Annotated in this window: 11 protein-coding genes; 5 read left to right on the top strand and 6 right to left on the bottom strand. The window is 39.3% G+C overall.

The window, feature by feature from the left end:
- The first annotated feature begins 101 nt into the window (after nucleotides 1-101).
- The gene (locus NXS00_RS03765) at nucleotides 102-1637 is read left to right on the top strand and encodes a sensor histidine kinase (protein WP_258097776.1); all 1536 of its coding nucleotides are present in this window, start codon (nucleotides 102-104) and stop codon (nucleotides 1635-1637) included.
- A 33-nt stretch (nucleotides 1638-1670) separates the two neighbouring features.
- On the opposite strand, the gene NXS00_RS03760 is transcribed toward NXS00_RS03765, so the two are convergent.
- The 5 genes from NXS00_RS03760 to fbaA all read right to left on the bottom strand — a co-directional run bounded on the left by NXS00_RS03760 (nucleotide 1671) and on the right by fbaA (nucleotide 8008).
- Entirely contained in the window at nucleotides 1671-2561 is an 891-nt protein-coding gene (locus tag NXS00_RS03760; protein WP_258097775.1) for a 3-hydroxybutyryl-CoA dehydrogenase, read from the bottom strand.
- 106 nt (nucleotides 2562-2667) lie between these two features.
- Complete coding sequence (locus tag NXS00_RS03755; RefSeq protein ID WP_258097774.1) at nucleotides 2668-3387, bottom strand: class I SAM-dependent methyltransferase; 720 nt, start codon at nucleotides 3385-3387, stop codon at nucleotides 2668-2670.
- Nucleotides 3384-4994, bottom strand: a complete 1611-nt coding sequence (locus NXS00_RS03750) for an alpha-amylase family glycosyl hydrolase (RefSeq protein ID WP_258097773.1) — start codon at nucleotides 4992-4994, stop codon at nucleotides 3384-3386. The genes NXS00_RS03755 and NXS00_RS03750 overlap by 4 nt, the downstream gene beginning before the upstream one ends.
- Nucleotides 4995-5008: 14 nt before the next feature.
- Nucleotides 5009-6811 carry an alpha-amylase family glycosyl hydrolase gene (locus tag NXS00_RS03745; protein WP_258097772.1) on the bottom strand — a complete coding sequence of 601 codons (1803 nt, stop codon included), beginning with the start codon at nucleotides 6809-6811 and terminating at the stop codon, nucleotides 5009-5011.
- Nucleotides 6812-6943: 132 nt separating this feature from the next.
- On the bottom strand, nucleotides 6944-8008 hold the full coding sequence (gene fbaA / locus NXS00_RS03740) for a class II fructose-bisphosphate aldolase (RefSeq protein WP_258097771.1): 1065 nt from the start codon (nucleotides 8006-8008) through the stop codon (nucleotides 6944-6946).
- Between the two features lie 309 nt (nucleotides 8009-8317).
- Between fbaA and NXS00_RS03735 the strand changes: the two genes are divergently transcribed.
- The 3 genes from NXS00_RS03735 (at nucleotide 8318) to NXS00_RS03725 (ending at nucleotide 12386) form a co-directional block, all read left to right on the top strand.
- Nucleotides 8318-11041 carry a 4-alpha-glucanotransferase gene (locus tag NXS00_RS03735; protein WP_258097770.1) on the top strand — a complete coding sequence of 908 codons (2724 nt, stop codon included), beginning with the start codon at nucleotides 8318-8320 and terminating at the stop codon, nucleotides 11039-11041.
- Between the two features lie 68 nt (nucleotides 11042-11109).
- On the top strand, nucleotides 11110-11643 hold the full coding sequence (locus tag NXS00_RS03730) for a hypothetical protein (protein ID WP_258097769.1): 534 nt from the start codon (nucleotides 11110-11112) through the stop codon (nucleotides 11641-11643).
- Nucleotides 11640-12386 (top strand): LVIVD repeat-containing protein, encoded by a 747-nt coding sequence (locus tag NXS00_RS03725; RefSeq protein WP_258097768.1) that lies wholly within the window; start codon nucleotides 11640-11642, stop codon nucleotides 12384-12386. The genes NXS00_RS03730 and NXS00_RS03725 overlap by 4 nt, the downstream gene beginning before the upstream one ends.
- 3 nt (nucleotides 12387-12389) lie before the next feature.
- Here the strand turns inward: NXS00_RS03725 and NXS00_RS03720 are convergent, their stop codons facing one another.
- Entirely contained in the window at nucleotides 12390-13151 is a 762-nt protein-coding gene (locus tag NXS00_RS03720; protein ID WP_258097767.1) for a carboxypeptidase-like regulatory domain-containing protein, read from the bottom strand.
- A 129-nt stretch (nucleotides 13152-13280) separates the two neighbouring features.
- On the opposite strand from NXS00_RS03720, the gene NXS00_RS03715 reads away from it, so the two are divergent.
- Nucleotides 13281-15596, top strand: a complete 2316-nt coding sequence (locus tag NXS00_RS03715) for an acyl-CoA dehydrogenase family protein (RefSeq protein WP_258097766.1) — start codon at nucleotides 13281-13283, stop codon at nucleotides 15594-15596.
- The last annotated feature ends 8 nt before the right edge of the window (nucleotides 15597-15604 follow it).

Raw genomic sequence — 15604 nt, 5'->3', positions numbered from 1 at the left:
AATGAATCTGGTGGTATTTTTTTCTTTTGCTTTCTTATTATTTGATCAAGGATGCCTAACACCTAAATTCAACAGGTATTTGGAATAATGGAACTTATCTTATGATGGTAGATCATGAAATAGATACTGAAACCATAATTCGGGCTTTTGGGAGCATCCAGAAAACAGCACTTTCTCATGCAATTCTTACAGATAATGACGCTAATGTAATTCTGATTGGAAAGGCTATACTTGAATCTGTAGGGGACATAAGTGAAAAGAATTTCTTCGATTTTTTCGAAACCATATGGTTGACAAAGGAAGAGATTACTGACCCTTCTTGGAGTGAACCTTTTATTGTAAAAGACATCACATTAGATCAGTATTATCAGGTGACCAAAGAGTGTGTCAACAAGACTGGTTTGGTGATATTTTGCCTAATAGCCATATTGAATCCTCAATCTTTGATCAAATTGAAGCGAGACTATGGTAAAGTATCTCGAGAGTCGATTATAAGGGAGAATATATTCTTAACTGATCGTTTGAGAACTATCATGAATAAAACTCACTCCATGATCAATCAGATGAGTTCTGTGAACCGTCAACTAAACGAGATTAATACCCAGGTTACTACTCAGAACCATTATTACAAAAATACTCAGATTAAATTAGCTGAATCTTCAGATTATCTTCAATACAATAATCGAAGGCTGAACATGCTTATTAAAACCTCAGCAATGATTGGTTTTGAATTGGATTTATCTGAAAACAATCTGCTGTTTTATCCGGCAGAAGCAACCCAAGGAGATTTTAAGCTATTAGCGGATGTTCATTCATTACTAGATTTTCAAAAAGTTATACATAATGATGATATTTCATTGATAGATCAAACATTGTCATCAAGTAAAGAGGTGATTGATGGCTTGTTTAGACTCAAGGTGCGCGATGGTTGGTATAAGTGGATGAAGCTAACAGGAGAACGAAGTTCCTACAGTAATCGTGAATTTATTTATGGAATAGTGAAAGATGTACATGAAGATGTGGTAAGGGAGTTTTCTATTTATGAATCGGAAGGTGTACAGAGGGATCGTATATCCAAAACCATTCATGACCAAATTGCACAGTGGCTTGTGGGGGTGAAGTTTATGGTTGAAAGTGTCGGAAATGCATCTGATTTGGAGGACAAAATAAAAATGGAAATTGGTGGAGTGCTAGATCAGGTGATCCATAGAAGTAGAGGGATCATTGATGCACTTCAGGTTGACCTCTTGGATTACGAGTCAGATTGCCACGCTTATCGAGATTTAATCGAACACTTGAAAAATGTTTATCCTAACAAGATTGAGTTTGAATGGGTTGGATCAGAGAAAATCTCCAACTTTAGAATATCCTATCAATTCTTTGTGATTTTTCAGGAGGCAATAATTTATGTTTTGCAAAAAACAGAAGTATATGACTTGAAATTAAAAATGACAGTTTTTGTTGATAAAATATCTCTAACCCTAACCAGCCTTGCCTTTAATGATTTTGATGATTTGCGACACGAAGATGAAGGATTACGAGTAATTCTACACAAGTGTAAAATTACCAACGCAACAATTGAGACCAAGTTTTCTTTGGATGATCAAACAAGTTTAGTGATCACAAATCACCTGTAACACTAAAAAAGCCTCCGAAAGGAGGCTTTTGGACTATTTCTTAAACATTGGGCTAACTACCAAATCTTTAGAACCGGGTGTGTACTTATAAAAACCTTCTCCAGTCTTGGCTCCTTTGTAGCCAGCAGTTACCATGTTCACTAACAACGGACAAGGTGCATATTTAGGATTGCCAAATCCTTCATATAACACATTGAGAATGCTCAGACATACATCCAGGCCGATAAAATCAGCTAGTTGCAGTGGTCCCATTGGGTGAGCCATACCTAGTTTCATTACTGTATCGATCTCTTCAACTCCTGCAACGCCTTCAAATAAAGTATAAATTGCTTCATTGATCATTGGCATTAAGATTCTATTGGCAACAAATCCAGGATAATCATTTACCTCTACGGGTATTTTCTGAAGCTTTTTCGATGCCTCCATCACTTTAGAAGTGGTTTCATCACTAGTCGCATAGCCTCTGATCACCTCAACCAATTTCATCATGGGCACAGGGTTCATAAAGTGCATACCTATCACCTGGGTAGGGCGACTTGTTTCAGCTGCAATTTTAGTAATAGAGATGGATGAAGTATTGGTGGCAAGAATGGCAGCAGCAGGTGCATTCTCATCCATGGTTTTAAAGATCTGCTTCTTGATCTCAAAGTTTTCTGTAGCTGCTTCCACAACTAAATCTGCAGTTTTTACTCCGGTTGCTACATCCGTGCTTGTGCTGATGTTACTCAGAGCAGCCTGTTTGTCAGCTTCGCTTATCTTTTCTTTAGCTACTTGTCGGTCCAGGTTTTTGCCAATTGTAGCAATTGCTTTGTCCAATGCATCCTGGTTGATATCAATTAGGGTTACTTGATAACCAAATTGCGCAAACACGTGTGCAATTCCGTTACCCATAGTTCCTGATCCGATTACTGAAATGTTGTTCATTCTACTTTATTATCGATTTGTTTTGAGTTGTAGGTGGGGAAGACCACTCTATTGATACCGGCAAAACTAATCGATATCCATTAGAATGAGGAGTCAGGATCTATCATTATCTCTTGACCGCACGGATGCAAAGAAAGGATGGGAATTTGCTGAGCTCTTCATAATGTCTTGGATCCAGTTCTTTCATTTCTTGCGTAGGCCGTGGTTCCAAAAGTTGATCAATTACAAACCCATTTTGAACGAATGGCGTGATGCAATCAGTCAATGATCTTCTAATACTGTTCATTTCAATTGGCTCCCTAAATCCAGTCCAAGTGCATTTTACGTGTTCTGTCTGGAAGTAATCCTTGCTTTTGAAAAAGTTAAAGTCAAAAAACGGATGAGTGATTGAAATCACCAGGGTTCCGTTTTGCTTAAGCACCCGGTGAAATTCTTGCATCGTTAAAGACCAGTCCTCTACATATTCCAAAGCCAAAGCACAAACAATATGATCAAAGGTTGCATTTTCGAGCATTGTGAAAGGTTCTGTGAGGCTGTGAACAAAGAACGAACCAGCCTTTGGGTTTCTAACCTTTGCAAAATCGATCATTTTAGGACTTAGGTCAAAGCCTGTAATGATTGCTCCTTTTTTGATCAACTCTTCATCGTATTTACCAGGTCCACATGCTGCATCTAAGACTTGTTTTCCTTCCAGGTTTTCGGGAAGTAGACTAAGTGTGTTCGGTCGATCATAATACGCGTTATGAGGTTTATGATCAATTAATTCATTGTAACTATCCGCTAATCGTTCATAGGTTTTACGAACCTCGTTTTCCTCCAAACTCATGGTTTTAGGATGATGCTTTGGTAAGGTGGAAGTACTATTCCTTTAGCTGGAGAAGTGTTCACTTTGAAAGTCGCAAAATCAACAGAGTTATATCCTTCTACTGGTTGAATCGATTTTGCTTCACCTGATAAATTATGAATAATCAGTAGTTGTTTTCCGTCATAGGATCTGGTGAGCCCCATCAATGATAGGTCTCCCATATCTTTGGGTTCTGCACTTCCCAAACTCAAAATGTCAGAGGCTCTTCTATGTCTGATGAGGTTTCTGTAGTGATGATACATAGATGCACTGTCTTTCATTTGCACATCTAATGGAGTCACTTTTTCAAGTGTTGAATATTCTGCTTCTATCCAGGTTGCTTGGCCAGGGTCATTTTTAGACCATAAAAATGGTTCTCTGATTAGTTCATCAGGCTTCATTCCTTGCATACCTATTTCCTCTCCATAATAGATGTAAGGTGCACCAGGCAAAGTCATAAGAATAGATGCTGCAAGTCGAGCTTTGTCTACATCATTTTCCAGGAATGACATGACTCTATTTTGATCATGATTGGTTAAGAAAGTGGTATTCACGAAGTTTGGGTTCACTGCTTTGAAGGCCTCGTCGCTTTCGTAAAACATTCCCACAGGGCTTCCCTGGTCTACTTTCCATGCATTTTCATGAATGCTTGCAGAAACAACTTGTTCGTTTTTCACAGTTTCCATGATGGTAAAGGCCAGGTCGAAATTGAAGAGACCCGAAAACCCAACAGCAAATGGTTGCTGTGTTTCTAAATCAGCCCAAACTTCACCAACGAGATATACATTGGGCTTGTAGGATTCCATTTTCAGTTTGAACTCCGCCCAAAAGTCGTGATTGTCTTTAGCTCGATAATCGGGATAAATATGCTTAGCTGCATCCAGACGAAAACCATCTACTCCTATATCCTGAAGCCAAAACTTACCGACATTATACACTTCTTCTCTTACAGCTGGATTGTCATAGTTTAAGTCTGGCATGCCGCCCCAAAAGAAGGCATAGTAAAGCTCTTCCTGATCTTCAACCTCGTTCCATTGATGGGTATTGTCACTATCTCCTGTAGCGGCTTTTTCCAATTTACCTTCAGCTTCAATTTCATCCATGTCCGCCCAGACGAAATACTCTCGGTAAGGACTATTTATATTCTGTGCTTCAATGAACCATGGATGTTCGCTGGAGCAATGATTGATCACCATATCCATAACCACTTTGATGTCTCGTTTGTGGGCTTCAGACACGAATTCTTTAAACTCCTCCATGGTGCCATAGTCTGGATGAACACCATAATAGTCAGTGACATCATACTTGTGATAGGATGGAGATGGATTGATAGGCATTAACCATACAGCTTCTACACCAAGGTCTTGCAGATAGTCCAATTTACTTGTCATTCCTTTGAAATCACCGATGCTATCTGCATTGCTGTCATAAAAAGATTGAACGAAAATTTCGTAGGTTACCGCATTTGGCCATCGTACAGGAAGCTTTTCGTTGCTTTCATTCATGGTTTCAGAATTGGCTTTTTGTTCACAGCTGCTCCACACCAAAGCACTGATGAGAAGAATTAAGGTTAGGGGACGTACAATCATTTTTGGTAAGGGTATTATTCTAATTTAATGATTTGATAAGAAATAGGAGCTAAATCAATAACTAATTCAGATTCAGAGCTATAATCGATAGTAGATAGTCTATCAAAAGGCTTTCCATTTGCAGATAATCTGTCTGAGGAGAGACCAAAAGTTTCCCATGCAGGTTGCGGGATTTTGATTTTTGCACTTTGAGGATTCGTATCGAAGTTGGTGATAATTAATAATACCTCATCTTCATGATGACGAACAAATGCATAGATTTTATCAGAATAACCGGTATAGTCTTGATTCCTATTGTAATAATGAAGGTCATAGAATGCTCCTTCTCGGATGGCGCTATATTCGTTGCAAGCCTTGATAATTTCAGCGTATTGTTTTCTGAGTGCTTTCTGATCATCACTTAGTAATCCACCATCAAAAGCACCATTATTCACCCACTTCACATGTTCTGGGACACCCCAATAATCAAATATGGTTGTGCGTCCGTCATCTCCTCCAAAACCTGATTCACCTTTGCCAGGTTCACCTACTTCCTGACCAAAATAGAGCATTACTGGTCCTGTGTGCATGAATGAGGTGACAGCCATCATCGGTATCCCTTTGTTCATTTCTCCTGCAAAATCGGGAGAAGCAATTCTCTGTTCGTCATGATTTTCTAAGAAGCGGAGCATGTTGGGGCCAATTCCGTCCTGACGTTGCCAGATTCCTGTGATGGCATCTGTTGTCATATGTCCCTGTATGATACCTTTTAATGTGTCATAGAGTTCCACTTTGTCATACAAGTAGTCAAACCCTCCTTGATGGATGTAATTTCTGTAAGCGTGTGGATTGTAAATTTCAGCGGTGAAAGAAATTTCTGGATATTGTGCTTTCACTTCTTTAGTCACCCATTCCCAAAACTCTACTGGTACCATTTCTGCCATATCACAACGGAAACCATCGACATTTTTACCTGCCCAAAATAGCAGTATGTCCTTCATTTTGATCCAGGTGTCCGGGATACTGTCAAAATGTGTTTGTCTGTTGTTTAAATAATCTACTCCATAGTTGAGTTTGACTGTTTCAAACCAATCGTAGATAGATGGGGAAGCACTGAATACGTCGTTTCCAGTAGCTTTTGCTGGCGATTCATCAAACTTGCCATCCTTAGTAGGGAAGGTGTTGTCACCAAGAGAGTTGTAGCCTTCTGGAACCACGAAACTACTATTTGGTATGTAGTAGAAATTATTATTTGGGTCAAAGGAAGCTTCCATATTGTCATCTTCGCCAAAATCAATGACTCCCTCAGGCTTTACATCAGAGTGGTATGCTCGAGCTACGTGATTAGGCACAAAGTCAACGATCACTTTTAGTCCGGCATCGTGCGTCCTCTTTACCAAAGCTTCAAATTCACGCATTCGATTGGGCACAGACTTTGCTAGGTCAGGATTCACATCATAGTAATCCTTGATGGCATAGGGAGATCCTGCTCTTCCTTTTACCACATCAGCATCATCAAGAGGAATGCCGAATTGAGTATAATCCGTTAGTAAGGCATGTTCTATGACTCCTGTATACCAAACATGAGTGATTCCCATCAGCTTAAGCTCTTCTAGCGATTTAGCCGTAATATCGTTGAACTTACCAACGCCATTTTCTTCGATGGTTCCCCATGGTTTGTTAGTGAGGTTGGTGTTGGTAAACAGACGTGTAAACATCTGATACAACATCATTCTTTCTTGAGATTCTGCCATGGGTTTATCGGTGGTTTCTTTTGTTGTAGTACAAGCTATGAGTAAGCATAATGGAAATAATAGACTAACAGTGAGTGATCTCATTTCTTGAGTGTTTTAATGCTGTTGGTTCCCCTAAAGTAGCACATGAAAACCCCTTTGACAATAGTCTAAAACCAAAGAAGCCATCGTGACAATTTAGTCACGATGGCTTCTTAAAAATTCAAACGATTGAAATTACGCGTTTGTACCTACGTTGTTTAGATCTTCAAAAGAAACTTTTAATCTCTCAACGAAAGATTTTTCAGCTTCTCTTAACCAAACACGTGGGTCATAGAATTTTTTGTTAGGAACATCGTCTCCATCAGGATTACCAATTTGTGCTTGAAGATATCCTTCTTTTGCTTGGTAGAAATTTCTAATTCCATCCCAGAATGCCCATTGCATGTCTGTATCGATGTTCATCTTTATAGCACCGTAAGAAATTGCTTCTCTGATTTCTTCTCTTGTAGATCCTGATCCACCGTGGAATACGAAGTTTACTGGATTTTTACCAGTACCAAACTTCTCCTGGATGTAATCCTGAGAGTTTTGAAGGATTTTTGGAGTCAATTTCACGTTACCTGGCTTGTATACACCGTGTACGTTACCAAATGCAGCTGCAATAGTAAAGTTTGGAGATACTTTCATAAGCTCTTCATAAGCATATGATACTTCCTCTGGTTGTGTATATAATTTACTGTTATCGATATCGGTATTATCTACACCATCTTCTTCACCACCAGTTACACCTAGTTCTATTTCCAAAGTCATGCCCATTTTGGCCATTCTTTCAAAATACTTTTTACATGTAGCGATGTTCTCTTCCAATGGCTCTTCTGATAAATCAATCATGTGAGAGCTGAATAGAGGGGAACCAGTTTGCTCGAAATGCTTCTCATTTGCATCCAACAGTCCGTCAATCCAAGGAAGAAGTTTTCTAGCAGCGTGATCCGTATGAAGAATTACAGGTACACCATATTTTTCAGCCATTTGATGTACGTGCTGAGCACCAGATACTGCACCCGCAATTGCTGCTTGCTGTCCATCGTTGCTCATTCCTTTACCCGCAATAAAAGCAGCCCCACCATTTGAGAATTGAATAATCACCGGCGAGTTTAAATCTCTCGCAGTTTCCAATACTCCATTGATGGTGTTGGTACCAATTGTATTTACAGCTGGTAATGCAAATCCATTTTCATTAGCATAGTTCAGAAGATCAGTCGCTTCTTTTCCAGTAAGTACACCCGGTCTGAATTTCATTATTAAAAATGTTTATAGGTTTTAGATTTCACACAAATATAACCCGTTCATTGGATAAGGTTTCCTACGTTTTAAAATCTTCTATTTACAAGTAGAATTATTTAGGAATTTCCTATTTTAACAGCGTCTAAATGTGTGTTTTTTGCTTGATTTTCAAGAAAATAGAGTTTCAGACTGGTTTCAAACGTTTGTTATTTCTTTAAGTCTTGAAACTCCTAAAATGTCATTTGACATATCTGATGTAAAAATGTCGATAATCTTCGTTAATCGTACGTTTTACGCTAAAAAGTTATAAAAAACTATATCGGAATGAAGCTAAAGTTTGTAGTAGGGTATCGCACGAATTGGGGACAGCAATTATGTGTAGAGGGATCATGTAAAGAACTTGGAGAATGGGATAACAATAAGGCTGTGGCTATGACGCCAACATCTGGTGAATTGTGGGAGTTGGAGATAGAAATTTCTTCTGAATCATGTGAGTATAACTACATCGTAAAAACTGAAGGTCAGGATCATGTAATCAAAGAATTTGGAGGAGCCCGATCCTTGGAAGTTCCAAAACATTTTGAGATAGCGCATTTGAAGGATAATTGGAGATCGCAACACGCTTTTGAGAATAATCTATTGACAGCTCCTTTTATGAAGGCATTTTTCAAAAGAGAAAATAGGTCATATCAAAAGATCTCCTATCGCAAGAAAGAAAGTTATATTAGGTTACAACTAAGAGCTCCCAGAATAAGTGAAAGCTATCAAATGGGGGTTTTGGGGAGTATCGATTCCCTTGGAAATTGGGATGAGAAGAATGTAATTTTAATGAGCGATCAGGATTTCCCAATTTGGACTGTTGATCTTCCAATAGATGAAGTAGATACTCCATTCGAATACAAGTTTGTGATCTACTCTCACAAAGAAGAAAAAGTAGTCACGTGGGAGAGTGGAACAAATCGTTATTTTCCTCTCTACGATCTTTCGAATCATAAGAAATTAGTCATCCACTCCGAAGAGGAGTTTAGATATCCTGTTGGTCATTGGAAAACTGCCGGAGTTGCAATTCCTGTATTTTCATTGCGTACTGAATCTAGTGCTGGTGTAGGTGAGTTTCCAGATATCAAACTAATGGTGGACTGGGCGGTAAAAACAGGGATGAAAGTCGTTCAGGTATTGCCTGTTAATGATACAGTAGCTACTCACACCTGGGTAGACTCCTATCCATATGCGGCTGTTTCAGTAGATGCTTTACATCCTATTTATGCCAATCTGGGAGCCATTGGTAAGCTGAAGGATATAAAAGCCCAAAAGGAAGTTGAAACTAGGGCAAAAGAATTGAATGCTCTTGCCGAAGTAGACTATGAACAGGTAATGGCTTTGAAAATGTCCTTCTTCAAACAGAGCTTTGAAGATAATAAGGCATCATTCCTGAAAAGTAAGGAATTCAAAAGCTTCTTCTCTGCCAATGAACATTGGTTGCCAGATTACGCAGCATTTTGTTGTTTGAGAGATCGAAACAAAACACCTGACTTTACTCAATGGGGCAAGTATGAGCAAATGACAGATAAAGAATTGGCTGCTTTTGTTGCTCCAAAATCTAAGTTTTACGATGAGGTGGCGATTCATTATTACATCCAGTTTCATTTAGATCAACAATTGAAAGATGCTACAGCGTATGCAAGAGCAAATGGAGTTGTGTTGAAAGGAGATATCCCAATTGGTATTTATAGAAATTCTGTTGATGCCTGGAGGTTGCCACATCTTTTCAATATGGCTACTCAAGCAGGAGCTCCACCAGATGACTTTTCTATTACAGGACAAAACTGGGGCTTTCCTACATACAATTGGGAAGAAATGTCAAAGGACGACTACAGCTGGTGGCGTGAGCGCATGGTGAAGATGTCTGACTACTTTGATGTATTTAGAATCGACCATATTCTAGGCTTTTTTAGAATTTGGGAAATTCCATGGGAGCAAGTGGAAGGCTTGATGGGGAGGTTTAATCCCTCACTTCCATTTCATTTAGATGAATTAGCTGAGAGAGGGCTTCATTTTGATTACGACCGATTCTGTAAACCATACATTCGAGAGCATATGATCTTTGATTTGTTTGGTAATCATGCCGAATCCATTATTAGTACCTATTTGGATGAGTATTCGCCAGGCTGTTATCAAATGAAGGAGTTCTATGATACACAACGAAAGGTTAAGGAATATTTTGATTCTAAAATTCAGGAGGAGCCTGAAAGTGCCGATTTCAATAATTGGATACGAAACAATCTGTATCGCCTCATAGGAGAGGTGCTGTTTCTGGAAGCTCCTTTGAGTAATGGAAGAGCATTTAATCCTCGTATGAGTTTGCACAGTACCTATTCATTTAATGAATTGGATCATGGTACCCGAGAGAAGATCGATCAGCTGTATATAGACTATTACTACAGACGTCACAATGAGTTTTGGAGAGAAAGTGCCATGCGCAAGCTACCAATGCTAAAGGATGCTACGGATATGTTAATCTGTGGAGAGGATTTGGGGATGGTACCTGCGAGTGTTCCTGGTGTGATGAATGAGCTACAGATTTTGAGTTTAGCAATTCAAAGAATGCCTAATGATGATCGTGAGTTCTGGAATCCTGCAGATACACCATACTTGAGTGTAACCAGTACCGGAAGTCATGACATGTCTACATTGAGAGAATGGTGGCAAGAGGATGAAGGACAAACCCAGCGTTTCTTCAATCATATTCTAGGTCATTGGGGCAAAGCGCCGGATCAATGTGAGCCTTGGGTGGCAAAAGATGTTATAAGTCAGCATTTAGCATCGCCAAGTATGTTGGCCATATTTCCAATTCAGGATTTGGTGGCGATGGATGGTAGGTTAAGAAGGGAAGATCCAGAAGTAGAACGAATAAATGTGCCAGCGATTTCTCAGCATTATTGGAAATATAGATTCCATTTGACCATGGAAGACTTATTGAAAGAAGAAGGTTTTAATGGATTTCTACGTCAGATGATAGATCAAGGTGGAAGGCAAGCGGATTATTAAATAAGCGTTAGTTGCCAACCCTTTTCGTCGTTTAGGGGTCAGAGTATATATCACTACCTATATACCACATGAAACAATTTATTTTACTGATTGCGGTAGCAGTTATTCTTGCTAGTTGTAATCTTGATTCCTATGATTCCAATGCCCGAGATATTGGGGTTGTTACGGGTTACAGGCCTGTATATGGTGATTCTAGTGACATAGTCATCCGTATCGGAGATCCCATTCCGATCGAGAAAGCAGGTAAAATCTATAGCTATCAGAATCTGTTATTGGTTAATGAAGTGGGTCGAGGAATCCATATTTATGACAATTCTGATCCGACCAATCCTATCAATATGAAGTATGTAACCATTCCAGGTAATCAGGATGTGGCCATTAAAAATGGAGTGTTGTATGCAGATAGTTATTCGGATTTGGTAGCCATGAAGGTTACTGAAGATACACTTCAAATTTTGAAAACTATACCCGGGGTTATGCCATTTTCTTCGGAGTTTCCACCAGCTACACAAACGTATTTTGAATGTGTTGACATGTCTAAAGGAATTGTCATAGGCTGGGAGATGACAGATATTGATAATCCTAAATGCTTTGTGAGATGAGAAAGTTACTATGGATAATGTTCGGAATGCTCATAGCAACATCTTGTGAAATGAGTAAAGATGGAGATACGGATTTTGTTACTGATATAGTGGGAACGGGAGGTTCCACAGCTCGCTTTGCTATATATGGTGATTTCTTATATGTAGTTGATAATACCTCTATCAATGTATTTGATATATCAGATGTAGAAGACCCATTTTATCAAACATCTGTAGATGTAGGTTGGGGGATAGAAACCATTTACGGGTATAAGGACAATCTTTTTATAGGCAGCCAGACCGGAATGTTTATCTATTCCATTCAAAACAATGGCGCTCCAGTTTATCTGTCTGATTATGTTCATCAGACCTCATGTGATCCGGTAATAGCCAATGATGAATATGCATATGTAACTACTCGGTCTGGAGAAAACTGTGGAACAAGACTATTTGAAGCCAATCAACTGATAACGCTTGATGTGACAGATTTGACGAATCCTTTTGCGACCAGTGAACAGCAGATGGTCAATCCAAGAGGGCTTTGTTTCTTTAAAGGTGATTTATTCGTTGCAGAGGGTAACAATGGTTTGAAGCAGTTTAGTTTGGAAGATCCTTCCAATCCTACTCTGATTCAATTCTTTGAAGATATTGCCGCTAATGATATGATTGCTCTGGATAACACCATGATAATCACTAGAGACGAAGGTATCTATCAGTTTGGGTTTGAAAATAACGACTTATTCCTACTGAGTCCAATAGAATAACAACTATTCATTAGAAGATCTCATCATCATGTTTCTTTTGATGATGGGGGAGTTTTGCTCGAAATAAGAGAGCAGCCAATGCCAAATCTCGTTTTTCATATAGGCTTTTTGAATTCCCGGGAAGTTTTCATGAAGCCTATAAATTACTTGGGTATACTGAGCACTGTCTAAATTGAACCGTCTGGACAAATGAATCCGTACCGTGTCATTAGCCATGAATTTTTGATAACTTATCGTCTCACGAGTTTCTTCATACGCATCAGCAGCTTTACGTTTTTCTCGCTCATCTCTACTGAAGTAGGTGATTGGGCCATATATGACCGCTCCTGGTACTGGTACTCCACCTACTCCTGAGGCGCCAAACCCAATATCACCAGCTTTGACAGGTTCTGGAGGATCTACAACAGATACACCTGGAATAATCAATGGATCCATTTGTGGTTTGAGAGGTACTTTGAAGTATTTATCAGCGTATATGGTAATGGATGGCAGTAATACAGAATCTCTCGGTAAGGTGATTTTAATGTAATGAACCACATGTGAGTTGTTTACCGCAATGGTTGCAGGTTTGTATCCTACATACGAGAATCTTATAGAGTCTCCCTGATTTGCAAGAACTACAAATTTTCCCTGCATGTCACTCACTTTGCCCAATTCTAAAGTCAGGTTGTGCACATGACAGAAACCAATGGGTTCTTCATTTTCATCCACAACCATCCCTTGGATCTGATTTTGCGCTACCAGCCAGTGGGCTCCAAGAACCAAACAAATAAATAATTGAAATTTCACCACACCAAAGAAAACGCTTTACAGTTACATTGGTTAGGTTAAGGAGTATTTTTAACAATAATTAATAGGATATTAGTTTATTAGATACAACATCCAATTTCGACAATGATAGAATCAAAATATTTTCATGATAATCCCCATCTGTTTTCGTTCCTTCCTATTTTATATATGGTTTGGGCAGATGCCGTTCTCACTCCGAGTGAAGTGCTGAAAATCCGAGATCTTGTGGATCAACAAGTTTGGATCACCCAAGAAGATAAGAAGTTTATTATGACTTATCTCGATCCCAAAAATCCTCCTGCTCCAGAAAGGCTTAAAAGATGGCTGGAAGAAATAACCAAGGTTTCTGGTAATCTCTCAAAAGAGATGAAACGTAGTTTGGTGGATATTGGCATAGAGCTCGCCCGATTGAATGCTCGAAATCAAAACGATGAGTCTCTTGATGCCGCCAGAGCACCATTGACTGATTTGGAAGAAGCTCTTGGTATTTTATCACGTGAAGCAGCATTTCATTTGAGATTTCATCATCAAGAGAGCAATGCGAATGTGGAAGGAGCTGAAGAGTCCGCCTCACTGACTGCAGAACTCAAACAATTGCTAGAAGGAGATAATGCTGACTTAATCAGAAGGGTAAAGATTATCTTGTCCGATTCTGAGTTTTCTTATTACCAGGGAGAGTCTAAGGAAGAATACCGACAACTCGTTTTAAAATGGTGTCAATATCTGGCTCAGCAGGGATTTGGTAGTTTGGCTTATCCTACATATGCTGGAGGCCAAGATGATATGAAAGGATATTTCACAGTGATGGAAACGCTTTCATACCATGACCTGAGTATGGTGATTAAGTTTGGTGTGCAATTCGGGCTGTGGGGTATGAGTGTTTATTTTTTGGGCACGGAAAAGCACCATAAGAAGTATTTGAAGGATATTGGGTCATTGGAATTGCCGGGCTGTTTCGCGATGACAGAAACTGGGCATGGATCTAATGTGAAAGGACTGGAAACTACAGCATCATACAATCATGATTCCAAAACTATCACTATACACACTCCTAATCATGATGCAGGTAAGGAATACATTGGTAATGCGGCCCTTCACGGGCAAAAGGCGACTGTATTTGCTAAATTGATAATTGATGGAACAGACTATGGAGTGAATGCGTTTGTAGTGCCTTTACGAAATAAAAAAGGTGAATTGCATCCAGGAGTTACTATTAAGGACTGTGGCCCGAAAATGGGTCTAAATGGAGTGGATAACGGACGAATTTGGTTTGATCAGGTTGAAATTCCATTAGATGATATGTTGGATAGATTTGCTTCTATTGACGTAGATGGTAAATTTCGAAGTGATATTTCCAGTGACAACAGACGATTTTTTACTATGTTGGGCACGCTGGTTGGTGGAAGAATAGGAATTCCTAGGTCTGGGCTCAGTGCGCTGAAGAGTGGCTTAACCATTGCCATTCGTTATGGAAATGAGCGCAAACAATTTGGCCCTGAAAATGGGAAGGAAGTTTCCATATTGAACTACCGTACTCATCAAAGAAGATTAATGCCATTATTGGCCCAATCCTATGCACTTCATTTTGCTCTGCAATATTTAACCAATCGGTTTTTGAATAGAACGGATGAGGATATGCAGGAAATTGAAGCATTGGCTGCTGGCTTGAAGGCATATACTACATGGAAAGTTACTGCAGGCTTACAGGAGTGCCGAGAAGCGTGCGGTGGAAAGGGATATCTGTCGGAGAATAGAATCGATCGATTGAAAAATGACACGGATATCTACACCACATTTGAAGGAGATAATACGGTGCTGATGCAGTTGGTGGCTAAAAGTAGATTGTCCGAGTTTAAGAAGGAATTTTCCGACATCAACTTGTTTGGTGCTTTAAGCTATATCGCCAATCAGGCCAAAACGTCATTTACTGAAAAGAATCCTGTTGCTATTAGAAGTACAGATGAGGAACATTTATTGGATCCTGATTTTCACCTTAGTGCTTTCAAGTACCGTGAAACAGATATTTTAACCTCTGCGGCCAAGCGAATTAAAAAGCATATTGACAATGGGATGGATTCTTTTGATGCATTCAACCAGACTCAGTATCATATGCTCAATGTTGGTTTTGCCTATATTGAACGCGTTATTTTGGAGCAATTTACAATTGCGGTAGATGAACTTCCTTCCGGGTCAATGAAGAACAGTTTGAGCAAATTGTGTCAACTGTATGCCCTTCACACCATAGAAGCGAACAAGGGATGGTATTTGGAACATAATTATATGGAGGGAGTCAAAACAAAAGCTATTCGCAAAATGGTCAATCAGCTTTGCCTTGAAGTGAGAAAAGAATCGCTTATTCTGGTAGATGCATTTGATATTCCAGATACCTGTTTAGCAGCTCCAATAGTGGTGCCATCATAATATATCCA

It is taken from the genome of Marinoscillum pacificum, from assembly GCF_024714495.1.
In the GTDB taxonomy this organism is placed as follows: Bacteria; Bacteroidota; Bacteroidia; order Cytophagales; family Cyclobacteriaceae; genus Marinoscillum; species Marinoscillum pacificum.
Note: the sequence above shows the minus strand (reverse complement) of the source record. Positions and strands in the feature narration are given on the sequence as shown.